Here is a 24952-nt window from a genome sequence, read left to right as displayed (position 1 = left end):
GTTTCCCGGAGTTATCCCAGTCTTACAGGCAGGTTGCCCACGTGTTACTCACCCGTCCGCCGCTCGTTCCACAAACGTCACTCCGAAGAGATCTGCTTGCTTCCCGCGCTCGACTTGCATGTATTAGGCACGCCGCCAGCGTTCGTCCTGAGCCAGGATCAAACTCTCAATAAAGTATGGATGCGAACATCCTATATAAACTGTGAAACAGTTAAACTTTTAATCGTTATGATCCTTAGCTGTTTTTGAAAGTTGCCCTTTCAATCACGCTTGGCTTTTGTTTAGTTTTCAAGGTACAATCAGTAAAATCATCGGCTGTTCTTCGAACGAAACAAACAGAGCCGCCTCAACATATATCGCCTATCAGCGACTTCGTTATTATATCAAGAGTTATTTGTTTTGTCAACAACTCTTTTTGACATTTTTAAAGCTTTAATTCAACTAAGACGAAATAAATGATACCACTGAAACAACGAACTGTCAACAACTTTTTATTGTTATTAGCTTTAATCACAGTGCATTGAATACTATCATTATGTGTTATTCTCGTCAATAGCTTTTTTATTTTTCTTATATGATCGCATATATTTCATACAATCTTGATGAGAAGCAAAACGGCAAAGGATTTTGAACAATATTTGATACCGCTCCTCCATTGCGCGCTTTACAATATGGTTGATATTTTTATCATTCAAATCAAAAAGGAGCTCTTCTAACTCCCTCTTAACTAAGTATTCAATTTCTATGATTTCCTTTTCCAAGAATAATGCGCCGATCATATCATCACCTCTAAATAATGATTACAACAACAATTATTGCCGAACGTCCCTCGTTTTATGAATCAAAGAAAGATATAGATCATATCTTGTCCGTCCAGACCATAAAATGTACAAACATTGTTTTGTATAAGGAGGAGGCCTATGCGGTTATGGGTATTAAACGGCAAAAGAATAAAAAAAGCTTTATTTATTGTTGTGACAGCTTTTTTTGCCGCCCTTATTGCTTTTGTTCAAAACCAAGAAACAACCGTTTTTTCCACAGCCCAAGGAACCAGAGCATTATCAAAGGTAAAAACTGATCAAAAACAGATGGCTCTCACCTTTGATATTAACTGGGGTGAAGTGCAAGTAGAATCCATTCTAGATATTTTGAAAGAAGAAGGGGTAAAGGCGACCTTTTTTGTATCCGGCGAATGGGCAGAACGCCATAAAGATATCATTGAAAAAATGAAAAAGTACGGTTTTGAAATTGAATCGCATGGATTTAAACATAAACACTATACGGACTTAGAATCAAATGATGTAAGAAAAGATATTCTCTTAGCCAATGAAGCTATAAAAAAAGCAAGCGGCGAACCACCGGATATGATTCGCCCTCCATATGGAAGCATTAATAAAGACGTATTAAAAACGGCAAGCCGATTGAATCAAAAGGTCATTCTTTGGAGCGTTAATCCTCAAGATACAGAAAATCCGGGTTATAGAAGCATTGCAGCCTATGTCATTAACCATAGCAAACGCGGCGATATTATCCGCCTTCATGCATCAGACTCAGCCAAGCAGACGGTAAAAGCATTGCCGCTTATTATCGAAAATTTACAGAATGAAGGATATTCCTTTGTAACGATGTCGACGCTTATTTCCGATACAAAAGTAAAAACGAAAATTCTCGACTAAGCGTTTTCTTCAGACAGCTTGAATCTCCATTAAATACATCACACAAAAAGGACTAAAGAGCTTTTTGTTCTTTAGTCCTTTCATCTGTTTTATGAATCAACCGGTGCAATATTAAAACCTGGTAAGCATTGCATGTGATAAGGGTCACGCCCATTATCCAAATCCAGCGCAAATCATTGGGCTTTAAAACCGGCAGCCACTCGATGACAGTCACGACAAACATAAAGAAAAGAGTCGGAACAAAAGCATAGTGATTAGTTTCTTTCTTTTTCCATAAAGCGGTCAGCATACTGACAACCAAAAGCGCTGCCGGCAAAATAAAATAAGCTAAAACGCTTTGGTGTTCCGTTGCAAAAGCTTGATAACGAAAATATACAAGATCAAAAAATATAAAAACAATAAGCACAATCTGGACTTTGGACCATAACGATGCTGAACCGAACATCCCCAATCCTATCCTATGAACTGTAAGATAAGCAAAAAAACCCATTTGACTCAAAATGCTAAATAGGCATCCGGTTCCGAACAGCGTGGCTAGACTGATCATAAAGCTGACAACTTTCCCATCAAAAATAGCATCAGTATAACTGCGCCATTCCACAAGATAACCTACAACTAATCCAACCGCTCCGCCAATAATGAGAGTCGTAAAAAAAAGCGACAGCCATTTTCTAATATTCAAACTCTTCCCTCCGCATCTGATCAGCCAATGATTAACTATTGTAATATAATTTTACCAATGACTATTGAAAAAGCCAATATCCTCAGACAACCTCATGTATAAATCACCGCTATTATCACAAATTAATAAGGATAATCTGGTATGAAGCCCAATATTGAAATTACTTATTGCAAGGGGAGTGAAACTCCATGCCTAAAGCTGTCCTGATTTTTATTTTTAGCGTTATTTTATTATTTGCAGGCGGTTGTGCAGCTCAGCAAGCGGCTGAAGGAAATCAGCCGAATTATCAAGAAACGAAAAAAATGTTTGTTGACTTGCTAAAAACGGATGAAGGAAAAAAAGCGATTCAAGATGTTCTTCAGGATTCAAAAGTTAAACAACAGCTGGTTTTCAACCAAGACTTTGTAAAAGATACCATTGCCAAAACACTGACTTCTAAAGAAGGAAAAGAATATTGGGAAAAATTATTTTCCGATCCTAAATTTAAAAAAGATCTTGCCAAAACCATGCAGAAGCAAAATGAAACGATATTAAAACAACTGATGAATGATCCGTCATATCAACAAATGATGATGAATATATTAAAAGCGCCAAAAATGCAAAATCAATATCTTGATCTTATGAAAACAAAACCATACCGCGAACAAATGCAAAAGGTTGTCGCTGAAACCCTGTCAAGTCCTTTGATGGCTTCACAATTATCGGAAGCTATAAATAAGGCTGTCCAAGACCAAATTAAAAAAAGCGGCGGTCAAGGCGGGGGACAGGGCGGCAAAGGACAACAAGGCGGATCATAAAATTAAAATCTCCCTGTTTTTCGGGAGATTTTAGTTTGCTTTTTTAAAGCTTGTCTATCACTTTTTGGGCTATCTCTAAATAAATTTTGCCTACCTTATGATCAGCAGCATAAACCGACGGAGCGAAAACATCCGGTTGATCATCCGGCTGTTCAAGAGGGATTTGGCCTAATAATTCCGTGCCAAGGACCTCGCTTAATTTTTCGCCGCCCCCTTGTCCGAAGATGTGCTCGATTTCCCCAGTCTTCTTACTTTCAAAGTAAGACATATTTTCAATAACTCCAAGGATTTCATGTTCTGTTTTTATAGCCATTGCTCCAGCACGTGCAGCTACAAATGCTGCTGTAGGATGAGGTGTTGTAACGATGATTTCTTTAGAATGAGGAATCATCGTATGAACATCCATAGCGACGTCTCCTGTTCCCGGCGGTAAATCCAAAATGAGATAATCTAATTCTCCCCAATCTACTTCACTGAAGAAATTATTTAACATTTTGCCCAGCATCGGCCCCCGCCAAATAACCGGCGAATTATCTTCAACAAAGAACCCCATGGAAATGACTTTAACACCAAACCTTTCAACGGGGATAATACGCTTTCCTTCAACCTTTGGCCGATTTTCAATCCCCATCATATCCGGTACACTAAACCCATATATATCGGCGTCAACAATGCCGACTTTTTTGCCAAGCCGTTCAAGTGCAACAGCTAAGTTAACTGATACAGTTGATTTGCCTACGCCGCCCTTGCCGCTGGCAATAGCAATGAAGGTTGTTTTGCTGTTCTTTGATAATATTGATGGACCTGATTCAGGAAAACCGCCTGCCTGTCCAATTTCTTCTTCTGACAGCGCTTCAAATCTTAACCCTACTGACTCAGCACCGTTTTGTTTTAATTTATAAACAATTTCTTGCTGAACTTTCATTTGCTCTGCAGTATTGATTTTAGCCAAGGCAATTTTTAGGCTGACAAAAGCATCTTTAATTTTGATTTCTCGAATGCCATTTGTTTCTGCAATGCTTTTATGTAAATGCGGGTCTTTAACCGTGCTAAGGATTTCAACAACCTGTTCTTTTGTAATCATTACGGTATTTAACCTCCCATGAATTCTATGTCAAATTTAGTATATCAAACTTATTTAATAATTCATAAAGAAAAACTTACCGATTAATGAAGCCGAAGATAAAGACAAGGGCAAAAAGCCATTGTTTATCTGAACAGCATAAAGGGAAAACCCCCCTAAAACGGGAGGTCAGATGAGTTAAGATAAAGGCACTTTCTCTTTTGTAAAGTATCGCATAATGCCATGATATATTGAAACTGCAACCTTCTTTTGATAATCATTAGTTTTCAGCAAGCGTCGTTCTTCTGTATGTGATAAGAAGCCGATTTCAACAAGCGCTGACGGAGCCGGAACTTTTTTGAGCAAATAAATATGTTCAATAGGTTTGGCATAGCGGTTTGTATTAGTTAATTGAACACGCAAAGAGTCCTGGATAAATTTAGCCATTTTCTCATTTTTCTCAGATTTAGGATGATAAAATGTTTGCGCGCCGTGCCATCTCGAGGAATGTATGGCATTTAAATGAATGCTTATCACAGCATCTGCATCGGCGTTCTTTATAAATTCCGCCCGCCGCCTCAGATCTTGTGATTTTCTTTGGCTTAATCCTTTGTTTCCGTTATCCGCCAAATCAGTATCATGCTCCCTAGTCATTAACACCAGCGCGCCAGACTCCTGTAAGTAATCCCGTAAATGTTTAGCAACTTTCAAAGCAATTTCCTTTTCTTGGACATTCTCACGTTCAGCCCCGCCGTCAGGACCGCCATGCCCTGGATCAATGACAATCACTTTGCCGGAAAGAGGCAAATGCCAAGTTGACCAAGAATGTCTTTGTAATATTTCATAATCGACAATAGCAATTAATAAAATAATGCCAATAATAATGATTAACCGCTTAACCCACTTTCTCCCCATGATCTTCCCCCCGTTGTGACAATGCATGTCTAATACATCATATGGGGCGGGGAAGGGAATTATGAGAGCTTGGTCAAAAAGTTAGTGCAATCGCAAACGATAACGGCGTACAGTCGCTTCAAAGCCTTCCTTCCACCAATAATATAAATAGGCTTCACAAGCCATATACAAAGATTCATTAACCATATCATCTGTATAAAGCCAGAACATCCAAAAATCAAAAAAATCATCAAGCAAAGTCTTAAAACGCTTTTGGCTTCGATGATACACCGTCTCAAGCGCTTCTCCATAATAGCCAAACCGTCCGTAGGAAGCGCCTAATAAAAAGGACTCTACCGCATAATCCAAGCACATGTCTATGATGGTTTGCCGATAAGCAGCAATCGGCTTCATAAAATGATCAAAAGTTTCATGGATCATACTTTCTATTTGGATAAGCGATAATTCCTGCAATGTTTTTCTTTCAAAATCGAGTTGTTTATTTCTATATTTTTCTGTAAAGTTCATCACTACAGCCATAATAGCCGCCCCCTTTCTCTAATAGCTTCTAACAAGAGGCGTCTCAAAATGCTAACAGCTTTTCCCATTCCATACAGCACAAAATATTATCCACACAATCCACACTATCCACAGACAAGATCAACAGCGTTCACAGGACTAAATCCACACAAAAAAGCCCCGATAATAAATCGAGGCTTTTGAAACGATAATAATATTAACGTTTTGAGAATTGCGGTGCACGGCGAGCGCCTTTAAGACCGTATTTCTTACGTTCTTTCATACGTGGGTCACGTGTTAAGAAACCTGCACGCTTAAGAACTGGACGGTATTCTGGATCAGCTTGGAGAAGCGCACGAGCAATCCCGTGGCGAACAGCGCCTGCTTGACCAGTGAAACCGCCGCCCTTTACGTTTACAAGAACGTCATATTTACCTTCTGTTTCAGTTTCAACTAAAGGTTGTTTAATGATAGCGTGAAGTGTTTCAAGGTTAAAGTATTCATCTATTCTGCGGCCATTAATGACGATATTGCCGTCGCCGGGTACAAGTCTTACACGGGCAACAGAATGTTTACGGCGGCCAGTGCCGTAGTATTGTACTTGTGCCAATTCAAACCCTCCTTATCAATTATCCGCGAAGTTCGTAAACTTCTGGTTTTTGTGCTTGGTGTGGATGTTCGTTTCCAGCATATACATGCAGCTTCTTGCCCATTTGACGTCCTAGGCTGTTATGAGGAAGCATGCCTTTAATTGTTCTTTCCAACATTTCACGTGAACGTGTTTCACGCATTTCGTAAGCAGTGCGTTCTTTAAGACCGCCTGGATGGCCTGAATGTCTGTAGTACTTTTTATCGGATAACTTATTGCCTGTTAAATGAACTTTGTTTGCATTGATGATGATGACATGGTCACCAGTGTCTACATGCGGTGTATAAATAGGCTTATGTTTGCCGCGAAGGATTGAAGCAACTTCACTGGCAAGGCGGCCTAGAGTTTGACCTTCTGCATCTATAACGTACCATTTGCGCTCAACTTCTTGCGCTTTAGCCATATACGTTGTACGCACGATGTTCCCTCCTCAATGTTCTTTCGTTATCAATCATTTCATCTATATTAGGACCATAATTATCGGGGCTAATAGTGGTCTTAATTAGAAATGCCAAATCATATAATATAATATATTAAGTATAATGTCAAGCTATCGCTGGCCTTGATTATTCGGAACAGATATTTCCAACTTTAGTAAGTCACTTTCCACATTGTAAGCCCATGTGCCGGAGCCGTCTTTGGTGCGGCCCTTCGATCCTTCTTCAGAAGAATGTCCTTTATTTCATATGGAGGCATACGGTTTAAACCTGCTTCAATTAAAGCACCCGTCATAATTCTAACCATTTGATACAAAAAACCTTGCCCTTTGACAGCGATAACGGCCTCATCTCCCTGAAGCGAAACGTCCATGCTGTAAATAGTCCTTACTTTATCCGTCACTGAAGTATTGGCAGCACAAAATGAAGTGAAATCATGGGTGCCGATAAAATATTGGCAAGCCTCATTCATTTTGTTTAAGTCCAGTTTCTTAGGCATATGGTAAGTATACAGCCTACGGAACATATCGGGTTCTTCTGATATGAGCAAACGGTAGCGATACTCCTTAACCTTTACGTCAAAGCGGGCATGGAAATCGGAAGGAACCGTTTCAGCTTGATGGATAAATATGTCGTCCGGAAGCTGGGCATTTAACGCTCTTGGCCAATTAGGGTCTGGTATGGACAACGGTGTATCAAAGTGAAAAACTTGGGCTCGTGCATGAACACCCGCATCCGTTCGGCCTGAAGAAGTAATTTTTATCGGCTGCCCTTTATGAATACGGGAGAGAGACGCTTCAATTTCACCTTGTACCGTTCTCATCTCCGGTTGTACTTGATACCCTGAAAAATTTGTACCATCATATGCTGCAGTGCATTTGATTCTTACCATGATATATCTCCCTTAAAGGCTGTTTAAACAGATATCCTGTTAATTGAATGAAATACGGATTTAAGTTCGCAATACAACAAGCGCAACAGTCAGCATAAGCATAATGATAATTAAAGCTGTATCTTTTCCCGTCCATTTTAATACCCTAAGTCTTGTACGGCCTTCGTCACCGCGGTATCCCCTTGCTTCCATGGCCATTGCAAGCTCCTCAGCCCGCTTAAAGGCGCTTACGAACAAAGGCACAAGCAAAGGAATAATCGCCTTGATCCGTTGTTTAACAGAACCCGATGCAAAGTCGGAGCCTCTTGCCGATTGGGCCTTCATGATTTTTTCTGTTTCTTCCAGAAGCGTTGGTATAAACCTTAATGATATAGACATCATTAGAGCAAATTCATGAATAGGGAGCTTTATTTTCTTTAAAGGCCCCAATAAAATTTCAATGCCATCCGTAATATCAATAGGCGTAGTGGTTAACGTCAATAATGTTGTTATTACGATGATGGCCAATAATCTTATTGAGATAAATAAGCCTCCGATAAGCCCGCCTTTATAAATATGAATCCAGCCGATACTGATCAGAAGGTCTCCCTGTTTTGTAAAAAGTACATTTAAAATAAAAGTAAATATAATAATAATAATGATAGCCCTAAGACCGCGGTAAATAAAACGGAACGGTACTTTTGAAAGCAAAATGCCTATGATGGAAAACAGAACAACCAATCCATATGTTATCCAATTATTAGCAAGGAATACAATGATGACAAAAATAAAGATAGAGATTAATTTTACCCTTGGATCAAGGCGATGAATAATCGATTGTCCAGGAACATACTGTCCAATAATAATGTTAAACACGAGCGCCCTTCTCCCTTCCCTGGCCTAGCATTTCCATTATTTTCGCCGCGGTTTCCGGGATAGAAAATACAGGGGTGCCTATGCCAACCTGGCAACGCTCGTCCAGCTGTAATAAAAATTTTATTGTTTCCGGCACATCCAAACCTAAGGATTGCAGCTTTTCTATATGCGAAAAAACAGCCTCCGGCTTATCTTTCATCACCACTCGGCCTTTATCCATAACCATGACTTCATCGGAATAAAACGCTGCATCATCCATACTGTGAGTGACCATGATCGTAGTCAATGATTTTTGCTTATGGAGTTTCATGAACAATGACAGCATTTCCCTTCTGCCTACAGGGTCAAGACCCGCCGTTGGTTCATCCAAAATAATGACTTCAGGCTCAACCGCCAAAACACCTGCAATAGCTACACGTCTCATTTGTCCTCCGCTTAAATCGAAGGGAGAACGGTTTAAAACGCTCTCCGGAAGGCCGACTAAATCAAGGGCGTCACGTGCTTTCCGTTTGGCTTCTTCTTCAGCTGCCCCAAAATTCATTGGGCCAAAACAAATGTCTTTTTCAACGGTTTCTTCAAATAATTGGTGTTCAGGATACTGAAAGACTAAACCCACTTTTTTTCTTAAAGCCGTTAATTTTGGGTTTTTCTCACCGGCTTTTATCGTTACATCGCCAACAGTTATTTCGCCTTTTGCGGGTTTAAGCAAACCGTTAATATGCTGAATAAATGTCGATTTGCCAGAACCAGTATGGCCAATAATGGATAAAAATGTCCCGGACTTAATCTGCACATTAATATCTTTTAACGCTATTCTTTCAAATGGTGTTTTAGGGTTATACAAATGTGTTAGATCTTTGACCGTAATGTCCATAATTCCTCCACCAATTCTTCTTGAAATAAGGCACGATCAGATAAAGGACATCCTTGTTTCTGAAGCTCTTGCCTCAGTTTAACAGTAAAAGGCAAGTCCAGACCAATATCTTTTAATAGTTTTGTTTCCTTAAAAATATCGCGCGGGGAACCTTGATCTAAAAGTTCACCATGATTCATAACAATGATTCTATCTGAATAAATAGCTTCCTCTAAATCATGAGTAATTGAAATAACCGTAACGCCATGTTCCTTATTTAAAAGGCGCATTGTACGAATTATTTCGCTTCTGCCTTCTGGATCAAGCATTGAAGTCGCCTCATCTAAAATGATGATGGATGGCTTTAAAGCAATAATGCCGGCAATGGCCACTCTTTGCTTTTGTCCGCCTGATAAACGATGCGGCTCACGGTCAGCGAACGCTTCCATTTGCACTTGCTTTAATGCATCATCAAGCCGAATAAGCATCTCTTCCCGCGGAATACCGTGATTTTCCATGCCAAAAGCGACATCGTCCCTGACAGTTGATCCTACAAACTGATTATCAGGATTTTGAAATACCATACCGACTTGCCGGCGAATATCCCAAATATGCGACTCATCTCTCGTATCTAAATGATTGACTCGCACTGAACCTTTCTCAGGCAATAACAAACCGTTAAGGCATTTTGCCAATGTTGATTTGCCAGAGCCATTATGGCCGATAATTGAAAGCCATTCTCCCTGTTTGACAAACAGGCTGACACCTTTTAGTATCCATTGATCTTCCTCATTATAGCGGAAAAACAACTCGTTTACTTCAATCAATTTATCCATGGCAGCACAGCCTCCTGGATGATAAATAAAGAAAACTTGGCTGGTGCCAAGCTTTAGCGCAGGTAACGGCCTGCTTCTTCAAAACATAAGTCTCGCACGTCTTGCACTTATACTTTAACTTAAATGGTTCCAAACCTCGAGCCCGGCAGCATGGCCGTCAATTGCATTTTTAAAGTATAAAAAAAGGGCAAAGAAGCAGGTCCATCATATGACCCGCTCCGCCCTTTTGATTTGACATTATACTAATTCGATAATAGCCATCTCGGCGTTATCACCACGGCGAGGGCCAAGCTTTAATACACGCGTATATCCGCCTTGACGATCTTCGTAACGCGTTGCAATATCATCAAAAAGTTTTTGTAAAGCTTTTTGTCCTGTTTCATTATCAGCGATTTCGTTGCGAACGAAAGCCGCAGCCTGACGGCGAGCGTGAAGATCACCGCGCTTGCCTAATGTGATAAGCTTTTCAACGATAGAACGAAGCTCTTTAGCTTTGGCATGAGTTGTTTCGATTCTTTCATTGATGATAAGGTCTGTTGCTAAATCACGGAACAAAGCTTTACGTGCAGCGGAGTCACGTCCTAATTTTGCGTATGCCATGAAGTTACCCTCCTTTTGCAATCATCTAAGTTTCTTTTTTGCGCAAAAAAGAAAGCGAAATTGCCATCTATTCTTCTTTTCTTAGACTAAGGCCTAAATCAGCCAGTTTCTCTTGAACTTCTTCAAGAGATTTGCGGCCAAGATTTCTAACCTTCATCATATCTTCTTCAGATTTCTGGGTTAGTTCTTGCACCGTATTAATACCCGCACGCTTTAAGAACTTTCTCTTTTTGGTCTTCTTCTTTTTCAACCATAATTTCTGCGTTTTGTGCTTGATCTGTTAAGCCGACGAATATATTAAGATGCTCATTTAATATTTTTGCACCAAGTGAAACAGCCTCTTCAGGTCTAATGCTGCCGTCAGTCCATACATCGAGAGTTAACTTATCAAAGTTAGTAATTTGACCCACACGAGTGTTCTCTACTTGATAATTAACTCTTGAAACAGGTGTATAGATAGAATCGATAGGAATCACGCCGATTGGCTGATCTTCCTGGTTATTACCTTCAGCAGGTACATAACCGCGACCTTTTTTGGCTTGCATTTTTAAATGGAAACGAGCGCCAGCTGCCAGTGTTGCAATCTCAAGGTCAGGGTTAAGGATTTCAACATCGCTGTCGTGGATGATATCTGCAGCCGTAACCTTTCCTTCTCTTTGCACATCAATTTCCAGCGTTTTTTCCTCATCGGAATAAATTTTCATCGCCAGTTTTTTTAAGTTTAGGATAATCGCTGTAACGTCTTCCACAACACCATCGATAGTCGAAAACTCATGTAAAACATTGTCAAACTGAACAGTAGTCACAGCTGCACCTGGGAGGGATGAAAGTAAAATCCGACGCAATGAATTTCCTAATGTTGTCCCGTACCCACGTTCAAGCGGTTCAACGACAAATTTGCCATACGTAGCATCGTCGCTGATCTCAACCGTTTCGATCTTTGGCTTTTCGATTTCAATCATCCAACAGAACCCTCCTTCAAAACGTCGAAACTTCGGTTAGACTGATCTAACCGAAATTTCCCGCACAATTCCCATAGGGCATACGGTGTAAGCTTTTTAACTAAAGCTGTCTCGTCCATATTTACGAATAATAACCATTATAGTCAATTCTAATAAATTTATACGTGAAAATCTTAGACGCGACGACGTTTTGGCGGACGGCAGCCGTTATGAGGCACTGGCGTTACATCACGGATAGCTGTAACTTCTAGCCCGACAGCTTGAAGTGCACGGATAGCAGCTTCACGTCCAGCTCCTGGTCCTTTAACAGAAACTTCGATGGTTTTCATGCCGCTTTCCATTGCTGCTTTACCAGCTGTTTCAGCAGCAGTTTGTGCAGCAAATGGCGTTGATTTACGAGAACCTTTAAAACCTAAGCCACCTGCACTTGCCCATGTCACTGCATTTCCATGAGGATCAGTAATAGTAACAATAGTGTTGTTAAATGTTGAACGAATGTGTGCAATACCGCTTTCGATATGCTTTTTCACACGACGTTTGCGGCTGCGGTTATCTCTGCGTTTAGCCATGAGTCATAAAACCTCCCTTTCTATTTTTTCTTGTTAGCTATCGTACGGCGAGGACCTTTGCGCGTACGAGAGTTGTTTTTCGTATTTTGGCCGCGAACCGGCAAACCGCGGCGATGACGGATGCCTCTGTAAGAACCGATTTCGATAAGACGCTTGATGTTAAGGGAAACTTCACGACGAAGGTCACCTTCAACTTTATAACGATCAACAACGTCACGAATGCGAGTTAATTCTTCTTCAGTAAGGTCGCGAACACGAGTATCCTCAGAAACATTTGCTTCTTCTAGGATTTTTTGTGCAGTTGATTTACCAATACCATAAATATATGTTAAAGAGATTACAACACGCTTCTCTCTTGGAATATCGATACCTGCGATACGTGCCATAAGTTAGTACACCTCCCTTTATTAGCCTTGTTTTTGTTTATGCTTAGGATTTTCGCAAATGACCATAACTTTGCCTTTGCGGCGAATAACTTTGCATTTTTCACAGATTGGTTTAACTGATGGTCTAACCTTCACTGCTAAAACCTCCCTATAACGCGAGACGTTACTTATGTCTGAAAGTAATGCGTCCGCGAGTTAAATCGTACGGCGATAATTCTACCGTAACTTTGTCTCCAGGTAAAATTCGAATGTAATGCATGCGAATCTTTCCGGAAACGTGAGCTAGTATCTTATGACCATTCTCTAGTTCAACACGGAACATTGCATTCGGCAGCGGTTCTATAACAGTACCTTCTACCTCAATGACATCTTCCTTAGCCATTCACTGACTCACCCTTCCTTTAGGTCACTGACCTTTTCATTAAGAAACTTTGATAGCGCAAAACGCAACTTTCCATTAGTGACACGTCCGGTTTCAAGAATGCTGTTCTTTACTTCAGCCGAAACATATTGTTCAAATTCAAGATGGGAGATGTTTTTCTTTTTAGCTTTATCGAACTTTCGTTTATCACCATCAGCAATTTCAACAAAACGGCTGTCAACAACTCTTACAATAACACAGTATTTGCCTGAATCTCTGCCCTTTAAAACACGAACAATCTGTCCAGGCATGGGACTTGAATCTGACTCGTTCACCAATCAATCATCACCTTCGCTTAAGGTTGTCATGATTCAACAGCCATCTTCAGCAATTGCAATAGGCAGGTTTACTTTTGTAAACTCCCGAGAATTTGCTTAATTGATTCGTACACCTCATCAATATGCCGATTACCGTCAATTGTACGTAAATAGCCTTTATCCCGGTAAAAATCAAGCAGTGTCTTTTGTTGCTTTGCATTTACTTCCAGCCGAGCTCTTACCGTTTCTTCACTGTCATCATCACGTTGTTTTAATTCGTTGCCGCACTTATCGCATTTGCCGGGTTCATGCGGCGGATTAAACTCAACATGATAAGTGGCTCCGCAATGAGAGCACACACGACGGCCGGTTAGACGTTTTAAAAGTTTATTCTGATCTACGTCAATATATAGAACAGCATCTATATGACGATCACTATCACTCATGATTTCTTCTAAGGCCTCTGCTTGCGCAACCGTTCTTGGAAAACCGTCAAGCAAAAAGCCGTTCTTGCAATCATCTTTGCCTAAACGTTCACGAACAATACCTATAGTGACTTCATCCGGAACAAGGTCTCCAGCATCCATATAAGACTTAGCCTTTTGCCCGAGTTCTGTGCCCTCTTTAATAGCTGAACGAAACATATCTCCAGTAGAAATATGCGGTAAGCCATAATTCTCAACAATCCGTTCAGCTTGAGTGCCCTTTCCTGCACCGGGTAGTCCCATCAAAATGAGGTTCATTCTACCCCTCCAAACTCGTTCAGTGTTGTTCATATGCTGTGAAGATTTGTGCTATCTCTTGATAAAACCTTTATAATTCTTTTTCACTAATTGGCTTTCAATTTTCTTCATCGTATCCAGAGCCACACCTACAACAATTAATAGGCTCGTGCCGCCGATTTGAACTGTTGCAGGAAGCTTAGCAATGTTTGCAAACAACATTGGCAAAATGGCAATGATAGCCAAGAAAATTGAGCCTACTAGCGTCAAACGGTACAAAATACGCGTCACATACTTCTCTGTGTTGCGTCCAGGTCTGATCCCCGGAATGTATCCGCCCTGTTTCTTCAAGTTGTCCGCCATTTTTTCCGGATTCACTTGAACAAACGTATAGAAATAGGTAAAAGCAATAATTAATAAGGCATAAATAATCATGCCAGTTGCCGTTGTATAGTCAAAGGTGTGAATAACCCACCTTGTAAAAGCATTTGACGGGAAAAATCGAGCAACTGTAGGCGGTGTGATCATTAGGGAAATCGCAAAAATAACAGGTATAACCCCAGCTGCATTTATTTTGATAGGTAAATGCGTTGATTGACCACCATAAGTATTTCTTCCTACAGTTTGTTTTGCATATTGTATAGGCAGTTTCCTTACCCCTTGCTGGACAAAGATCGTACCTACAACAATAATTAATATGGCGAGTAAGATAACCAACAATGTGACGATTTGCAAGAATATGTTACTGGCATGTTCAAATCGTTGGGCATAGATTTGATTAATACTTGTAGGTATTCTTGCAACGATACCGGCGAAAATAATAATCGATATACCATTGCCAACACCATGCGCAGTAATTTGTTCACCCAACCACATTAAAAAGGTTGTTCCTGCTGTTAATACGAGTGCAACTAATAGATAAGTCACTATACTAGGATTTTCGATAAGTCCAGGAAACTGGGCATTAAAGCCGATGGATAAACCAATCGCTTGAATAAATCCTAGAATAACTGTTCCATATCGAGTGACCTGGGTAAGTTTTCTTCTACCCATTTCACCTTGTTTTGACCACTCTGTAAACTTAGGTACAACATCCATCTGCAAAAGCTGCATAATGATGGATGCTGTGATATAAGGCATTATCCCCATTGAAAAAATGGAGAAATGCTGCAATGCGCCGCCGCCAAATGTATTCAAAAAGCCAAAGACGCTTGATGAATTAAATTTAATAACATCACTATTGACATTCGGAACTGGAATAAAAGTTCCAATCCGAAAGACAATAAGCATCAATAGCGTGAATATCACTTTGCGGCGTATTTCACGTTCGCGCACAATGTTGGAGATCAATGAAAACATTAGATCACCTCAATTTTTCCGCCAGCCGCCTCAATTGCTTCTTTGGCAGAAGCAGAGAATTTATGAGCTTTTACAGTTAACTTGTGATTAAGTTTTCCATTGCCAAGAATTTTAACGCCGTCGTTTAATTTACGAACAATGCGTTTTTCCATTAGAAGCTCAGGTGTTACTTCCGTTCCTTCCTCAAAACGATTCAAAGTTTCAACGTTAACAATCGCATACTCTTTTCTTGTAGGGTTCGTAAAACCGCGCTTAGGCAGCCTTTGAATTAAAGGCATTTGACCGCCTTCAAATCCAGGGCGCACACCGCCGCCTGAACGTGATTTTTGACCCTTTTGGCCGCGTCCAGATGTTTTGCCAAGACCTGAACCATAACCGCGGCCTACGCGTTTGCGAGAAGAACGGGAACCTTCTGCAGGCTTTAATTCATGGAGTTTCATAATGGCACCTCCTCATGTAGTCTTTTACTCGTTAATTTCCTTCACACTTAATAGGTGAGATACCTTATTAATCATACCGCGGATAGCAGCATTATCTTCATGAACAACAGTTTGATTTGTCTTTTTAAGTCCGAGTGTTTTAACCGTAATACGCTGATCTTGCGGACGGCCAATAACACTGCGCTTGAGGGTAATTTCAAGTTTCTTTGCCATAATACTCCCTCCTTATCCTAACAATTCTTCTACAGTTTTGCCACGTAGTTTAGCAACATCTTCGGCACGCTTAAGGCTCTGAAGTCCTTGAACTGTTGCACGAACCATGTTAGTTGGATTGTTGGAACCAAGGGATTTAGATAGGATGTCACCGACACCTGCAAGCTCAAGCACCGCACGGACAGGACCGCCTGCAATAATACCGGTACCTTCGGAAGCTGGTTTTAAGAGGACACTTCCAGCACCATATTTACCGATAATTTCATGCGGAATAGTCGTGTTAACGATAGGTACGTTAAACATATTCTTTTTAGCAGCTTCAATCGCTTTACGGATAGCATCAGGTACTTCTTGCGCCTTACCTGTTCCGAAGCCTACATTCCCTTTCTTGTCACCAACTACAACAAGTGCAGCAAAACGGAAACGGCGACCGCCTTTTACTACTTTAGCAACACGGTTAATCGCAACAACGCGTTCTTCTAACTCTGTCTTATTTCGCTCATTAGTTTGCATGGGTTTCCCTCCTTTTTTTAGAATTTAAGTCCTGCTTCACGAGCACCTTCAGCAAGGGCTTTTATGCGTCCATGATACAAGTAGCCGCCTCTGTCAAATACAACTGTATCATAGCCTTTTTCCAAAGCACGCTTGGCAATAAGTTCTCCAACTTTTTTCGCTGCTTCTACATTGCTGCCTTTATCCAGGCTAAGTTCCTTATCAATTGTTGAAGATGATACGATTGTTTTACCTTCTTCATCATTAATAAGTTGAGCATAAATATGCTTTGATGAGCGGAACACATTCAAACGCGGACGTTCGCTAGTTCCAAATACACGACGACGCACGTGTTGATGTCTTTTTTTGCGCACAGCATTCTTGTCTTGCTTTGTAATCATTAGTCAGTCACTCCCTTCCGCTAACTAATTTCTATTTACCTGTTTTACCTTCTTTACGACGAACATATTCATTTTCGTAACGAATACCTTTACCTTTGTAAGGCTCAGGTTTGCGAACGGCACGAATGTTAGATGCAACTGCTCCAACGCGTTCTTTATCGATACCTTTAACAATAACTTTGTTGTTACCTTCTACATCTAATTCGATACCCTCTTCAGGTACGATTTCAACCGGATGAGAGTAGCCAACATTAAGGACAACGTTTTTGCCTTGTTTGCTGGCACGATAACCAACACCGATAAGTTCAAGTTTCTTTTCGTAGCCTTTAGTTACACCAGTAACCATGTTATTGATAATGCTGCTTGTTGTACCGTGTAATGAACGATGCTCCTTAGAATCAGAAGGACGTTCAACTTTAATTTGATTATCTTCTTGCTTGATGATCATATCAGGATGAAAAGTGCGAGACAATTCACCCTTTGGCCCCTTGACCTTAACGTGATTGCCATCAATTGTTACTGTAACATCACTTGGTACTACAGTAGATCTTAAACCAACACGAGACATCGTGACACCTCCATTCTTTCCTCAGAAATTACCATACGTATGCAAGGATTTCGCCGCCTACTTGTTGTTGGCGAGCTTCTTTGTCAGTAAGAATACCTTTAGAGGTAGATACGATCGCAATGCCAAGACCGCCGAGGACGCGTGGTATTTCGTCCGCTTTCGCATACACTCTAAGACCCGGCTTGCTGATTCGTTTAAGTCCAGTAATAACACGCTCTTTATTAGCACCGTATTTTAAGAAAATACGAATCATGCCTTGCTTATTATCCTCTATAAATTCAACATCTTTAATAAAGCCTTCACGCTTTAGAATTTCAGCAATTTCTTTTTTGACTCTTGATGCAGGCAATGTTAGCTGTCCGTGGCGAACAGTATTTGCATTTCTTATACGAGTCAACATATCCGCAATTGGATCTGTCATGACCATTCAAATGACCTCCTTCCCTTATCTTGGGGTTTACCAACTAGCCTTTTTAACGCCAGGGATTTGTCCTTTATATGCAAGTTCACGGAAACAAATTCTGCATAATTTAAATTTGCGTAGAACAGAATGAGGACGTCCGCAGCGTTCACAGCGAGTGTATTCTTGTACTTTAAACTTTTTAGCCCGCTTCTGCTTTGCGATCATTGACTTTTTAGCCAAGACTGTCCCTCCTTAAATCGGTTTATTTTGCAAACGGCATCCCAAGAAGGCTTAACAATTCATAAGCTTCTTCGTCAGTCTTTGCAGTCGTTACAATAACGATATCCATACCGCGCACTTTGTTAACTTTATCGTAATCCACTTCAGGGAAAATTAACTGCTCACGAATGCCGAGCGTATAGTTGCCGCGGCCGTCAAATGCTTTTTTGGATACACCGCGGAAGTCACGTACACGCGGCAGAGATACAGATACTAATTTATCTAAGAAATCATACATGCGTTCACTGCGGAGAGTGACCTTTGTACCGATCGGCATGCCTTCACGCAATTTAAAACCGGCAATAGATTTCTTCGCACGGGTAATAACTGGCTTTTGACCAGCGATAGCTGTTAATTCTTCAACAGCATTGTCCAATGCTTTGGAATTTTGAACTGCGTCACCAACACCCATGTTAATGACAACTTTTTCAATACGAGGTACTTCCATAATGGATGAGTAATTAAACTTTTCCATTAATGCAGGTACTACTTCATTTTTATATTTTTCTTTGAAACGGCTCATGTGTGTTACCTCCTTTCAAAGATGGCATTATTTATCTAAGACTTCACCAGATTTTTTAGCGATGCGTACTTTTTTACCGTTTTCTATTTTATAACCTACACGAGTTGGTTCATTTGTCTTTGGATCAAGCGGCATAACATTAGAAACATGAATTGGCGCTTCTTGTTCAATAATGCCGCCTTGTGGATTCATTTGAGTTGGCTTAGAGTGTTTTTTTACAATGTTCACACCTTCAACAACAACACGGTTCTTAGAAGGATATGCTTTTAAAATAACACCTTGCTTGCCTTTATCCTTACCGGAGATAACTTGCACTTTATCTCCTTTTTTTACATGCAAGTGGCTCATGCGTTAGGCACCTCCTTGTCAACTAACATTGCATCTTACAATACTTCTGGAGCTAATGATACGATTTTCATAAATTGGCGATCACGGAGTTCACGAGCAACTGGTCCGAAAATGCGAGTGCCGCGTGGGCTTTTATCATCACGAATGATTACTGCAGCATTTTCATCGAAACGAATGTAAGAGCCATCTGGACGGCGAACGCCTCTTTTAGTACGTACAATAACAGCTTTTACAACATCGCCTTTCTTAACAACGCCTCCTGGTGTTGCTTGTTTGACCGTCGCAACAATAACGTCACCGATATTAGCTGTTTTGCGGCCAGATCCACCGAGTACTTTAATTGTTAATACTTCACGAGCACCAGAGTTGTCAGCTACTTTTAAACGGCTTTCTTGTTGAATCATTCAACGCAACCTCCCTTCGGACTGTCCAAACCGAAATGATTATATGATAACAGCTTCTTCAACGATCTCAACAAGACGGAAACGTTTATCTTTAGAAAGCGGACGAGTTTCCATGATTTTAACGATATCGTTCACTTTAGCCTTGTTTTCTTCGTCGTGAGCTTTATATTTCTTAGAGTATTTAACACGTTTACCGTAAAGAGAATCTTTCTTATAAGTCTCTACAAGTACAGTTATGGTCTTATCCATTTTGTCAGAGATAACACGTCCGACGTACACTTTACGGCTATTACGCTCTTCAGACATTTAGGAAAACCTCCTCTCATTATCCGTTTTGAATTTTTAATTCGCGTTCACGTAATACAGTTTTCGCACGAGCAATAGCTTTCTTTACTTCGCGAATTCGGGCAGGGTTTTCCAATTGTCCAGTAGCTAATTGGAAGCGAAGATTAAACAATTCTTCTTTTAACGTTTTAACTTGTTGTTCAACTTCAGCAGTGGTTAATTTGCGTACTTCATTAGCTTTCATTTGCGTCACCACCCACTTCTTCGCGTTTTACAAATTTAGTTTTTACTGGCAATTTATGAGATGCGAGACGAAGAGCTTCGCGTGCAACTTCTTCAGAAACGCCGCTGACTTCAAACATCACTTTGCCCGGCTTAACAACTGCAACCCAACCTTCAGGAGCACCTTTACCGGAACCCATTCGAACTTCTAGGGGTTTTGCTGTATATGGCTTTTGTGGGAAAATTTTAATCCAAACTTTACCGCCACGTTTCATATAGCGTGTCATCGCAATACGCGCTGCTTCAATTTGACGGCTTGTAATCCAAGATGAAGTAAGAGCTTGCAGGCCGTATTCGCCAAATGTTACTTCTTTTCCGCCTTTAGCATTGCCGCGCATTCTACCACGATGCTGTCTACGATACTTTACGCGTTTTGGCATTAACATGATTATTTTCCTCCTTCCTTATTGTTCGTTCCTTTCGTAGGAAGGACCTCACCACGATAAATCCACACTTTTACACCTAATTTTCCATAAGTAGTATCTGCTTCTGCAGTACCATAGTCAATATCAGCACGCAGTGTATGAAGTGGGACAGTTCCTTCACTATAATCTTCAGAACGAGCGATATCAGCGCCACCTAAACGACCTGAAACTTGAGTGCGAATACCTTTAGCACCTGCTCTCATAGTTCTAGTAATCGTTTGTTTTTGAGCACGACGCCAAGAGATACGATTTTCCAATTGACGAGCGATATTCTCTGCAACAAGCTTAGCATCAAGATCAGCTTGTTTGATTTCAAAAATATTAACGTGTACACGTTTGCCAGTTAATGCGTTAAGGGATTTTCTTAAAGCTTCTACTTCAGAGCCGCCTTTACCGATAACCATTCCCGGCTTAGCTGTTTTGATCGTTACATTGATGCGGTTAGCCGCACGCTCAATTTCAACAGCTGATACAGCAGCATCTTTTAGTTTGTTTTCGATGTATTCACGGATTTTGATATCCTCGTGGAGATAATCAGCATAGTTTTTATCTGCATACCATTTGGATTCCCAGTCGCGAATGACACCGATTCTAAATCCTACCGGATTAACTTTTTGTCCCATGCATTATCCCTCCTTTTTCTCCGAAACAATGATTGTAATATGGCTGGTACGTTTATTGATTCTTCCTGCGCGTCCCATTGCACGAGGACGAAATCTCTTCAGTGTAGCACCTTCATCAACATAAGCTTTTTCTACAATAAGGCTTTCAGGTTCCATCTCGTAATTATGCTCTGCATTGGCAATCGCAGATTTAAGCACTTTCTCAATAATAGGGGATGCAGCTTTTGGTGTATTGCGAAGAATCGCGATAGCTTCACCTACTTCTTTCCCCCTAATAAGATCGATAACTAAGCGAGCCTTACGAGGAGCAACGCGAACTTGTTTAGCAACAGCTTTTGCTTGCATGAATAATTCCTCCTCTCTTAACGACTTGTTTTCTTATCAGACGCAGCATGACCGCGATACGTCCGAGTGGGAGCGAATTCTCCTAATTTGTGTCCTACCATGTCTTCTGTAATGTATACAGGCACATGTTTACGACCGTCATAAACTGCAATGGTATGACCAATAAATTCAGGGAATATTGTTGAACGACGTGACCAAGTTTTAATAACTTTTTTTTCGTTCTTTTCGTTAAGTCCTTCAACCTTTTTCATTAAATGATCATCGACAAAAGGTCCCTTCTTAAGGCTACGACCCATTGATAGACCTCCTTCCGCGTATTAAATATTTCTTACGCTAGATAATAATTATTTCTTACGACGACGTACAATATATTTATCAGATGGTTTATTGCGTTTACGTGTTTTAAGACCGAGCGTTGGTTTACCCCATGGAGACATAGGTGATTTGCGGCCGATTGGCGCACGGCCTTCACCACCGCCGTGTGGGTGATCATTAGGGTTCATAACAGAACCGCGGACTGTAGGGCGTTTGTTTAACCAACGAGAACGTCCTGCTTTACCGATTGTAACAAGTTCATGTTCCAAGTTGCCGACTTGACCAACAGTAGCACGGCAAGTTTCAAGAATCATGCGCACTTCGCCAGATACAAGACGGATAAGAACGTACTTGCCTTCTTTACCAAGAATTTGAGCTTCAGCTCCGGCAGATCTTACAAGTTGACCGCCGTGTCCTGGTTTCAACTCAATGTTATGAACAACTGTACCTACTGGGATATTTTTAAGCGGAAGAGCATTGCCTACTTTAATATCCGCATCCGGACCGGACATGATTTCCATGCCGACTTTAAGTCCTTTAGGTGCAATGATGTAACGCTTTTCACCGTCAGCATAATGAATAAGTGCAATGTTTGCTGTACGGTTAGGATCGTATTCGATCGTAGCAACGCGGCCTGGTATACCATCTTTGTTGCGTTTAAAATCAATGATACGGTATTTGCGTTTGTGTCCGCCGCCTTGATGACGTACTGTTAATTTACCTTGGTTGTTTCTGCCCGCTTTTTTAGGCAGTGGCTCAACAAGTGATTTTTCAGGCTTGTTAGTTGTGATTTCACTAAAGTCTAGGACAGACATATTGCGTCGACCATTAGACGTTGGTTTGTATTTTTTAATTGCCATGAGTTTTTCCCTCCTTCACTGATTGATGTTAAACACCTTCGTAAAATTCAAGTTCTTTGCTGTCTGGAGTAAGCGTAACAACCGCTTTTTTTCTTTGAGCTGTATAGCCAAAGTAGCGTCCGAAACGTTTAGGTTTGCCTTTATAATTCATTGTGTTAACTTTAGCTACTTTAACACCAAAGATCTCTTGAACCGCACGTTTGATTTCTGATTTGTTCGCACGACGATCAACAATAAATGTATACTTTTTGTCAACCATTTGTTCTGTTGATCTTTCAGTAATTACGGGGCGCTTTATAATATCGCGTGGATCTTTCATTATCCAAGCACCTCCTCTAGTTTACGAGCTGCATCCTGAGTAAGGATTAATTTATCGTGGTTGACTACGTCAAGCACGTTAACTTCATTTGCAGTTAACACAAGCACTCCAGGGATATTACGGGCTGAAACAGCAACTGTTTCATCGAAATCACCTGTAACAACAAGCGCTTTGTGATCTGCAGATAAGTTTTTAAGGATGTTTGCAAATTCTTTTGTTTTTGGCGCATCCATTGTTAATTCGTTTAATACGATCATTTCATTATCTTTCACTTTTGAAGATAATGCTGATTTAATTGCAAGACGACGAACTTTCTTTGGAAGCTTGTAGCTGTAGCTGCGAGGCGTTGGTCCAAATACTACACCACCGCCAACCCATTGCGGTGAACGGATGGAGCCTTGACGAGCGCGTCCAGTCCCTTTTTGGCGCCATGGCTTTCTGCCGCCGCCTCTTACCGCTGAACGATTTTTTGTTGAATGAGTTCCTTGACGCAATGAAGCTTGCTGCATGACAATTGCTTGATATAGTACATGTTCATTTGGTTCAATACCAAATACAGAATCAGCTAGTTCAATATTTCCAACCTCAGTACCCTTTTGGTCTAACACAGCTAATTTTGGCATGGAAGTTCCTCCTTTCTTATTTAGCTTCCGCTGACTTTACAGCACTTTTTATAGTTAGGTAACTCTTCTTAGCACCCGGAACGTTACCTTTAATTAATAGAAGATTTCTTTCAGCATCAACTTTTACAATTTCAAGGTTTTGAATTGTAATTCTCTCTCCGCCCATGCGTCCTGGCAAATTCTTGCCTTTGAATACACGCATTGGATCAATAGCGCCCATTGAACCTGGTCGGCGGTGATAACGAGAACCGTGGCTCATTGGTCCGCGAGATTGATTGTGGCGTTTGATTGAACCCTGGAACCCTTTACCCTTAGAGATGCCAGTTACATCAACAACGTCGCCTTCCTTGAAAATATCAACTTTTATTTCTTGACCTAGTTCATACTCATCAAGATTAACATCACGGATTTCCTTTACGAAGCGCTTAGCATTTGCATTTGCTTTTTCAGCATGACCTTTTTCAGGTTTTGTTGTACGGGATTCTTTTTTGTCTTCGAAACCAATTTGAATAGCATTATAGCCGTCATTTTCCTCAGTTTTCTTTTGAAGGACAACGTTAGAAGCCGCTTCAACAACCGTTACAGGAATGACTTCACCATTTTCAGCAAAAATTTGTGTCATGCCTAACTTTTTACCTAAGATTCCTTTGGTCATCCGTAACACCTCCTACAAATAAAATAAATGTATCAATTATAATTTAATTTCAATGTCAACACCGGATGGAAGATCCAAACGCATAAGCGAATCTACAGTTTGCGGTGTAGGATTAACGATATCGATTAAGCGCTTATGAGTGCGCATTTCAAATTGTTCACGAGAATCTTTATACTTGTGCACAGCACGAAGAATTGTGTAAACAGATTTTTCAGTTGGAAGCGGAATCGGACCTGACACCTTTGCCCCCGAACGTTTTGCTGTTTCAACAATCTTTTCAGCAGATTGATCTAGAATACGATGATCATAAGCTTTTAAACGAATACGAATTTTTTGTTTTGCCATTTTGTTCCCTCCTTTGCGCCCATTTTTATAAACAGACTTACTCCGTGAAAATTTCCGTCCACCCGCCATGGCAAAGGAGCCGGGTGTGTCCGCAACCTTTCACATCATCGTTAAAACCGACATTCCCTATTATATTAAAATTATACGGAATGCGCAAGTCTTTCTTAAGTTTTATTCGTAAAAAACCCGCTTTTCCTATTATAGATAGGTTTAGTATAAAAATCAAGGATATATTAAGGAAAAATGACGATTGGCTATATCGTTAGGAGTAGACTAAGAGTGGTTCTACGTCAAATGTTGGGGTAGGAGTAATAGCTTCTACTCCTTAACCCAACTGATATCCCGTTGATTTATATTGATGATGTAATAATATAC

General features: G+C 40.6%; 42 protein-coding genes, 1 rRNA gene and 1 pseudogene. 2 read left to right on the top strand and 42 right to left on the bottom strand.

The features are described 5' to 3' along the window. Together JOD45_RS15265 and JOD45_RS15260 are read right to left on the bottom strand one after the other, a co-directional pair. Window positions 1-174, bottom strand: a 16S ribosomal RNA gene (locus JOD45_RS15265); the annotation flags it as partial. 359 nt (window positions 175-533) lie between these two features. After that, complete coding sequence (locus tag JOD45_RS15260) at window positions 534-779, bottom strand: hypothetical protein (RefSeq protein WP_205004773.1); 246 nt, start codon at window positions 777-779, stop codon at window positions 534-536. A 141-nt stretch (window positions 780-920) separates the two neighbouring features. Between JOD45_RS15260 and JOD45_RS15255 the strand changes: the two genes are divergently transcribed. Then, window positions 921-1676, top strand: coding sequence for a polysaccharide deacetylase family protein (locus JOD45_RS15255; protein ID WP_205004772.1), 756 nt, complete (start codon window positions 921-923; stop codon window positions 1674-1676). A 52-nt stretch (window positions 1677-1728) separates the two neighbouring features. Here the strand turns inward: JOD45_RS15255 and JOD45_RS15250 are convergent, their stop codons facing one another. Next, entirely contained in the window at window positions 1729-2358 is a 630-nt protein-coding gene (locus JOD45_RS15250; protein WP_205004771.1) for a KinB-signaling pathway activation protein, read from the bottom strand. Between the two features lie 188 nt (window positions 2359-2546). Between JOD45_RS15250 and gerD the strand changes: the two genes are divergently transcribed. Further along, window positions 2547-3155 carry a spore germination lipoprotein GerD gene (gene gerD / locus JOD45_RS15245; RefSeq protein WP_205004770.1) on the top strand — a complete coding sequence of 203 codons (609 nt, stop codon included), beginning with the start codon at window positions 2547-2549 and terminating at the stop codon, window positions 3153-3155. Between the two features lie 43 nt (window positions 3156-3198). Here gerD and JOD45_RS15240 read toward each other — a convergent pair whose 3' ends face one another. The 39 genes and pseudogenes from JOD45_RS15240 to rpsJ form a co-directional block, all read right to left on the bottom strand. Beyond that, complete coding sequence (locus JOD45_RS15240; protein ID WP_205004769.1) at window positions 3199-4239, bottom strand: Mrp/NBP35 family ATP-binding protein; 1041 nt, start codon at window positions 4237-4239, stop codon at window positions 3199-3201. A gap of 177 nt (window positions 4240-4416) precedes the next feature. Next, on the bottom strand, window positions 4417-5133 hold the full coding sequence (cwlD, locus tag JOD45_RS15235) for an N-acetylmuramoyl-L-alanine amidase CwlD (protein WP_205004768.1): 717 nt from the start codon (window positions 5131-5133) through the stop codon (window positions 4417-4419). 81 nt (window positions 5134-5214) lie between these two features. Next, complete coding sequence (locus JOD45_RS15230; protein WP_205004767.1) at window positions 5215-5652, bottom strand: DUF2521 family protein; 438 nt, start codon at window positions 5650-5652, stop codon at window positions 5215-5217. 196 nt (window positions 5653-5848) lie between these two features. After that, the gene (gene rpsI, locus JOD45_RS15225) at window positions 5849-6241 is read right to left on the bottom strand and encodes a 30S ribosomal protein S9 (protein WP_205004766.1); all 393 of its coding nucleotides are present in this window, start codon (window positions 6239-6241) and stop codon (window positions 5849-5851) included. 19 nt (window positions 6242-6260) lie between these two features. After that, the gene (gene rplM / locus JOD45_RS15220; RefSeq protein ID WP_205004765.1) at window positions 6261-6698 is read right to left on the bottom strand and encodes a 50S ribosomal protein L13; all 438 of its coding nucleotides are present in this window, start codon (window positions 6696-6698) and stop codon (window positions 6261-6263) included. Between the two features lie 173 nt (window positions 6699-6871). Continuing rightward, window positions 6872-7609, bottom strand: a complete 738-nt coding sequence (gene truA / locus JOD45_RS15215) for a tRNA pseudouridine(38-40) synthase TruA (RefSeq protein ID WP_205004764.1) — start codon at window positions 7607-7609, stop codon at window positions 6872-6874. A gap of 60 nt (window positions 7610-7669) precedes the next feature. After that, window positions 7670-8464, bottom strand: coding sequence for a CbiQ family ECF transporter T component (locus JOD45_RS15210; protein WP_205004763.1), 795 nt, complete (start codon window positions 8462-8464; stop codon window positions 7670-7672). Then, window positions 8457-9338, bottom strand: coding sequence for an energy-coupling factor ABC transporter ATP-binding protein (locus JOD45_RS15205; protein ID WP_205004762.1), 882 nt, complete (start codon window positions 9336-9338; stop codon window positions 8457-8459). Before JOD45_RS15205 ends, JOD45_RS15210 begins: the two co-directional genes overlap by 8 nt. Next, on the bottom strand, window positions 9314-10153 hold the full coding sequence (locus tag JOD45_RS15200) for an energy-coupling factor ABC transporter ATP-binding protein (protein ID WP_205004761.1): 840 nt from the start codon (window positions 10151-10153) through the stop codon (window positions 9314-9316). The genes JOD45_RS15205 and JOD45_RS15200 overlap by 25 nt, the downstream gene beginning before the upstream one ends. A gap of 237 nt (window positions 10154-10390) precedes the next feature. Then, entirely contained in the window at window positions 10391-10753 is a 363-nt protein-coding gene (rplQ, locus tag JOD45_RS15195) for a 50S ribosomal protein L17 (protein ID WP_205004760.1), read from the bottom strand. A gap of 67 nt (window positions 10754-10820) precedes the next feature. Then, a pseudogene (locus JOD45_RS15190) lies at window positions 10821-11715 on the bottom strand (DNA-directed RNA polymerase subunit alpha). Window positions 11716-11888: 173 nt separating this feature from the next. Next, window positions 11889-12284 carry a 30S ribosomal protein S11 gene (gene rpsK, locus JOD45_RS15185; RefSeq protein WP_205004759.1) on the bottom strand — a complete coding sequence of 132 codons (396 nt, stop codon included), beginning with the start codon at window positions 12282-12284 and terminating at the stop codon, window positions 11889-11891. Window positions 12285-12304: 20 nt separating this feature from the next. After that, the gene (rpsM, locus tag JOD45_RS15180) at window positions 12305-12670 is read right to left on the bottom strand and encodes a 30S ribosomal protein S13 (RefSeq protein WP_205004758.1); all 366 of its coding nucleotides are present in this window, start codon (window positions 12668-12670) and stop codon (window positions 12305-12307) included. A gap of 21 nt (window positions 12671-12691) precedes the next feature. Beyond that, a complete protein-coding gene (gene rpmJ / locus JOD45_RS15175) occupies window positions 12692-12805 on the bottom strand; it encodes a 50S ribosomal protein L36 (RefSeq protein WP_003156543.1) in 114 nt (37 codons plus the stop codon). A 28-nt stretch (window positions 12806-12833) separates the two neighbouring features. After that, on the bottom strand, window positions 12834-13052 hold the full coding sequence (gene infA / locus JOD45_RS15170) for a translation initiation factor IF-1 (RefSeq protein WP_205004757.1): 219 nt from the start codon (window positions 13050-13052) through the stop codon (window positions 12834-12836). A gap of 8 nt (window positions 13053-13060) precedes the next feature. Beyond that, window positions 13061-13366: a KOW motif-containing protein gene (locus tag JOD45_RS15165; protein WP_205004775.1), complete on the bottom strand. Its 306-nt coding sequence runs from the start codon at window positions 13364-13366 to the stop codon at window positions 13061-13063. 71 nt (window positions 13367-13437) lie between these two features. Next, window positions 13438-14091, bottom strand: a complete 654-nt coding sequence (locus tag JOD45_RS15160) for an adenylate kinase (RefSeq protein WP_205004756.1) — start codon at window positions 14089-14091, stop codon at window positions 13438-13440. Between the two features lie 51 nt (window positions 14092-14142). Further along, window positions 14143-15429, bottom strand: a complete 1287-nt coding sequence (gene secY, locus JOD45_RS15155; protein WP_205004755.1) for a preprotein translocase subunit SecY — start codon at window positions 15427-15429, stop codon at window positions 14143-14145. Then, a complete protein-coding gene (gene rplO / locus JOD45_RS15150; RefSeq protein WP_205004754.1) occupies window positions 15429-15869 on the bottom strand; it encodes a 50S ribosomal protein L15 in 441 nt (146 codons plus the stop codon). The genes secY and rplO overlap by 1 nt, the downstream gene beginning before the upstream one ends. Before the next feature lie 24 nt (window positions 15870-15893). Then, window positions 15894-16082, bottom strand: coding sequence for a 50S ribosomal protein L30 (gene rpmD / locus JOD45_RS15145; RefSeq protein WP_205004753.1), 189 nt, complete (start codon window positions 16080-16082; stop codon window positions 15894-15896). Between the two features lie 12 nt (window positions 16083-16094). Then, complete coding sequence (rpsE, locus tag JOD45_RS15140) at window positions 16095-16595, bottom strand: 30S ribosomal protein S5 (RefSeq protein WP_205004752.1); 501 nt, start codon at window positions 16593-16595, stop codon at window positions 16095-16097. A 17-nt stretch (window positions 16596-16612) separates the two neighbouring features. Then, a complete protein-coding gene (gene rplR, locus JOD45_RS15135) occupies window positions 16613-16975 on the bottom strand; it encodes a 50S ribosomal protein L18 (protein WP_205004751.1) in 363 nt (120 codons plus the stop codon). Window positions 16976-17006: 31 nt separating this feature from the next. Further along, window positions 17007-17543 carry a 50S ribosomal protein L6 gene (gene rplF / locus JOD45_RS15130; RefSeq protein WP_205004750.1) on the bottom strand — a complete coding sequence of 179 codons (537 nt, stop codon included), beginning with the start codon at window positions 17541-17543 and terminating at the stop codon, window positions 17007-17009. 28 nt (window positions 17544-17571) lie between these two features. Then, window positions 17572-17970 (bottom strand): 30S ribosomal protein S8, encoded by a 399-nt coding sequence (rpsH, locus tag JOD45_RS15125; protein WP_205004749.1) that lies wholly within the window; start codon window positions 17968-17970, stop codon window positions 17572-17574. A gap of 30 nt (window positions 17971-18000) precedes the next feature. After that, complete coding sequence (locus JOD45_RS15120) at window positions 18001-18186, bottom strand: type Z 30S ribosomal protein S14 (RefSeq protein WP_205004748.1); 186 nt, start codon at window positions 18184-18186, stop codon at window positions 18001-18003. A 22-nt stretch (window positions 18187-18208) separates the two neighbouring features. Then, a complete protein-coding gene (rplE, locus tag JOD45_RS15115; RefSeq protein WP_205004747.1) occupies window positions 18209-18748 on the bottom strand; it encodes a 50S ribosomal protein L5 in 540 nt (179 codons plus the stop codon). Between the two features lie 27 nt (window positions 18749-18775). Continuing rightward, window positions 18776-19087 (bottom strand): 50S ribosomal protein L24, encoded by a 312-nt coding sequence (rplX, locus tag JOD45_RS15110; RefSeq protein WP_205004774.1) that lies wholly within the window; start codon window positions 19085-19087, stop codon window positions 18776-18778. A 44-nt stretch (window positions 19088-19131) separates the two neighbouring features. Beyond that, on the bottom strand, window positions 19132-19500 hold the full coding sequence (gene rplN, locus JOD45_RS15105) for a 50S ribosomal protein L14 (protein WP_205004746.1): 369 nt from the start codon (window positions 19498-19500) through the stop codon (window positions 19132-19134). Between the two features lie 39 nt (window positions 19501-19539). Further along, complete coding sequence (gene rpsQ / locus JOD45_RS15100) at window positions 19540-19806, bottom strand: 30S ribosomal protein S17 (protein WP_205004745.1); 267 nt, start codon at window positions 19804-19806, stop codon at window positions 19540-19542. 19 nt (window positions 19807-19825) lie between these two features. After that, on the bottom strand, window positions 19826-20029 hold the full coding sequence (rpmC, locus tag JOD45_RS15095; protein WP_205004744.1) for a 50S ribosomal protein L29: 204 nt from the start codon (window positions 20027-20029) through the stop codon (window positions 19826-19828). Further along, a complete protein-coding gene (gene rplP, locus JOD45_RS15090) occupies window positions 20019-20453 on the bottom strand; it encodes a 50S ribosomal protein L16 (RefSeq protein WP_205004743.1) in 435 nt (144 codons plus the stop codon). Before rplP ends, rpmC begins: the two co-directional genes overlap by 11 nt. Before the next feature lie 2 nt (window positions 20454-20455). Continuing rightward, window positions 20456-21115 carry a 30S ribosomal protein S3 gene (rpsC, locus tag JOD45_RS15085; RefSeq protein ID WP_205004742.1) on the bottom strand — a complete coding sequence of 220 codons (660 nt, stop codon included), beginning with the start codon at window positions 21113-21115 and terminating at the stop codon, window positions 20456-20458. Between the two features lie 3 nt (window positions 21116-21118). Then, window positions 21119-21460, bottom strand: a complete 342-nt coding sequence (gene rplV, locus JOD45_RS15080; RefSeq protein ID WP_205004741.1) for a 50S ribosomal protein L22 — start codon at window positions 21458-21460, stop codon at window positions 21119-21121. A 17-nt stretch (window positions 21461-21477) separates the two neighbouring features. Further along, window positions 21478-21756 (bottom strand): 30S ribosomal protein S19, encoded by a 279-nt coding sequence (gene rpsS, locus JOD45_RS15075; protein WP_205004740.1) that lies wholly within the window; start codon window positions 21754-21756, stop codon window positions 21478-21480. Window positions 21757-21804: 48 nt separating this feature from the next. Then, window positions 21805-22635 (bottom strand): 50S ribosomal protein L2, encoded by an 831-nt coding sequence (gene rplB / locus JOD45_RS15070; RefSeq protein ID WP_205004739.1) that lies wholly within the window; start codon window positions 22633-22635, stop codon window positions 21805-21807. A 28-nt stretch (window positions 22636-22663) separates the two neighbouring features. After that, on the bottom strand, window positions 22664-22954 hold the full coding sequence (rplW, locus tag JOD45_RS15065) for a 50S ribosomal protein L23 (protein ID WP_205004738.1): 291 nt from the start codon (window positions 22952-22954) through the stop codon (window positions 22664-22666). Then, window positions 22954-23577, bottom strand: coding sequence for a 50S ribosomal protein L4 (rplD, locus tag JOD45_RS15060; protein ID WP_205004737.1), 624 nt, complete (start codon window positions 23575-23577; stop codon window positions 22954-22956). Before rplD ends, rplW begins: the two co-directional genes overlap by 1 nt. Before the next feature lie 16 nt (window positions 23578-23593). Then, the gene (gene rplC / locus JOD45_RS15055; RefSeq protein ID WP_205004736.1) at window positions 23594-24232 is read right to left on the bottom strand and encodes a 50S ribosomal protein L3; all 639 of its coding nucleotides are present in this window, start codon (window positions 24230-24232) and stop codon (window positions 23594-23596) included. A 36-nt stretch (window positions 24233-24268) separates the two neighbouring features. Beyond that, window positions 24269-24577, bottom strand: coding sequence for a 30S ribosomal protein S10 (gene rpsJ, locus JOD45_RS15050; RefSeq protein ID WP_132747088.1), 309 nt, complete (start codon window positions 24575-24577; stop codon window positions 24269-24271). Window positions 24578-24952 lie beyond the last annotated feature (375 nt).

This window comes from Scopulibacillus daqui (assembly GCF_016908855.1).
Lineage (GTDB): Bacteria > Bacillota > Bacilli > Bacillales > Sporolactobacillaceae > Scopulibacillus_A > Scopulibacillus_A daqui.
This window is presented reverse-complemented; position numbering and strand designations above follow the sequence as displayed.

Bases quoted from the DNA above. Each gene is read 5' to 3' on its own strand.
- cwlD (WP_205004768.1), bottom strand. From the start codon at position 5,133: ATGGGGAGAAAGTGGGTTAAGCGGTTAATCATTATTATTGGCATTATT.
- rpsM (WP_205004758.1), bottom strand. From the start codon at position 12,670: ATGGCACGTATCGCAGGTATCGATATTCCAAGAGAGAAGCGTGTTGTA.
- JOD45_RS15240 (WP_205004769.1), bottom strand. From the start codon at position 4,239: ATGATTACAAAAGAACAGGTTGTTGAAATCCTTAGCACGGTTAAAGAC.
- truA (WP_205004764.1), bottom strand. From the start codon at position 7,609: ATGGTAAGAATCAAATGCACTGCAGCATATGATGGTACAAATTTTTCA.
- rpsH (WP_205004749.1), bottom strand. From the start codon at position 17,970: ATGGTCATGACAGATCCAATTGCGGATATGTTGACTCGTATAAGAAAT.
- rplD (WP_205004737.1), bottom strand. From the start codon at position 23,577: ATGCCAAAATTAGCTGTGTTAGACCAAAAGGGTACTGAGGTTGGAAAT.
- rpsS (WP_205004740.1), bottom strand. From the start codon at position 21,756: ATGGGTCGTAGCCTTAAGAAGGGACCTTTTGTCGATGATCATTTAATG.
- rplQ (WP_205004760.1), bottom strand. From the start codon at position 10,753: ATGGCATACGCAAAATTAGGACGTGACTCCGCTGCACGTAAAGCTTTG.
- rpmC (WP_205004744.1), bottom strand. From the start codon at position 20,029: ATGAAAGCTAATGAAGTACGCAAATTAACCACTGCTGAAGTTGAACAA.
- secY (WP_205004755.1), bottom strand. From the start codon at position 15,429: ATGTTTTCATTGATCTCCAACATTGTGCGCGAACGTGAAATACGCCGC.
- rpsJ (WP_132747088.1), bottom strand. From the start codon at position 24,577: ATGGCAAAACAAAAAATTCGTATTCGTTTAAAAGCTTATGATCATCGT.
- rplW (WP_205004738.1), bottom strand. From the start codon at position 22,954: ATGAAAGATCCACGCGATATTATAAAGCGCCCCGTAATTACTGAAAGA.
- rplB (WP_205004739.1), bottom strand. From the start codon at position 22,635: ATGGCAATTAAAAAATACAAACCAACGTCTAATGGTCGACGCAATATG.
- rplF (WP_205004750.1), bottom strand. From the start codon at position 17,543: ATGTCTCGTGTTGGTTTAAGATCTACTGTAGTACCAAGTGATGTTACA.
- rpsK (WP_205004759.1), bottom strand. From the start codon at position 12,284: ATGGCTAAACGCAGAGATAACCGCAGCCGCAAACGTCGTGTGAAAAAG.
- rplR (WP_205004751.1), bottom strand. From the start codon at position 16,975: ATGATTACAAAGCAAGACAAGAATGCTGTGCGCAAAAAAAGACATCAA.
- rplN (WP_205004746.1), bottom strand. From the start codon at position 19,500: ATGATTCAACAAGAAAGCCGTTTAAAAGTAGCTGACAACTCTGGTGCT.
- infA (WP_205004757.1), bottom strand. From the start codon at position 13,052: ATGGCTAAGGAAGATGTCATTGAGGTAGAAGGTACTGTTATAGAACCG.
- rplO (WP_205004754.1), bottom strand. From the start codon at position 15,869: ATGAAACTCCATGAATTAAAGCCTGCAGAAGGTTCCCGTTCTTCTCGC.
- JOD45_RS15200 (WP_205004761.1), bottom strand. From the start codon at position 10,153: ATGGATAAATTGATTGAAGTAAACGAGTTGTTTTTCCGCTATAATGAG.
- JOD45_RS15260 (WP_205004773.1), bottom strand. From the start codon at position 779: ATGATCGGCGCATTATTCTTGGAAAAGGAAATCATAGAAATTGAATAC.
- rpsC (WP_205004742.1), bottom strand. From the start codon at position 21,115: ATGGGACAAAAAGTTAATCCGGTAGGATTTAGAATCGGTGTCATTCGC.
- JOD45_RS15230 (WP_205004767.1), bottom strand. From the start codon at position 5,652: ATGGCTGTAGTGATGAACTTTACAGAAAAATATAGAAATAAACAACTC.
- JOD45_RS15255 (WP_205004772.1), top strand. From the start codon at position 921: ATGCGGTTATGGGTATTAAACGGCAAAAGAATAAAAAAAGCTTTATTT.
- rplP (WP_205004743.1), bottom strand. From the start codon at position 20,453: ATGTTAATGCCAAAACGCGTAAAGTATCGTAGACAGCATCGTGGTAGA.
- rpsE (WP_205004752.1), bottom strand. From the start codon at position 16,595: ATGCAAACTAATGAGCGAAATAAGACAGAGTTAGAAGAACGCGTTGTT.
- rpsQ (WP_205004745.1), bottom strand. From the start codon at position 19,806: ATGTCTGAAGAGCGTAATAGCCGTAAAGTGTACGTCGGACGTGTTATC.
- JOD45_RS15160 (WP_205004756.1), bottom strand. From the start codon at position 14,091: ATGAACCTCATTTTGATGGGACTACCCGGTGCAGGAAAGGGCACTCAA.
- rpmD (WP_205004753.1), bottom strand. From the start codon at position 16,082: ATGGCAAAGAAACTTGAAATTACCCTCAAGCGCAGTGTTATTGGCCGT.
- rplV (WP_205004741.1), bottom strand. From the start codon at position 21,460: ATGCAAGCAAAAGCTGTTGCTAAACAAGTTCGCGTTGCTCCTCGTAAG.
- gerD (WP_205004770.1), top strand. From the start codon at position 2,547: ATGCCTAAAGCTGTCCTGATTTTTATTTTTAGCGTTATTTTATTATTT.
- rplC (WP_205004736.1), bottom strand. From the start codon at position 24,232: ATGACCAAAGGAATCTTAGGTAAAAAGTTAGGCATGACACAAATTTTT.
- JOD45_RS15205 (WP_205004762.1), bottom strand. From the start codon at position 9,338: ATGGACATTACGGTCAAAGATCTAACACATTTGTATAACCCTAAAACA.
- rplE (WP_205004747.1), bottom strand. From the start codon at position 18,748: ATGAGCCGTTTCAAAGAAAAATATAAAAATGAAGTAGTACCTGCATTA.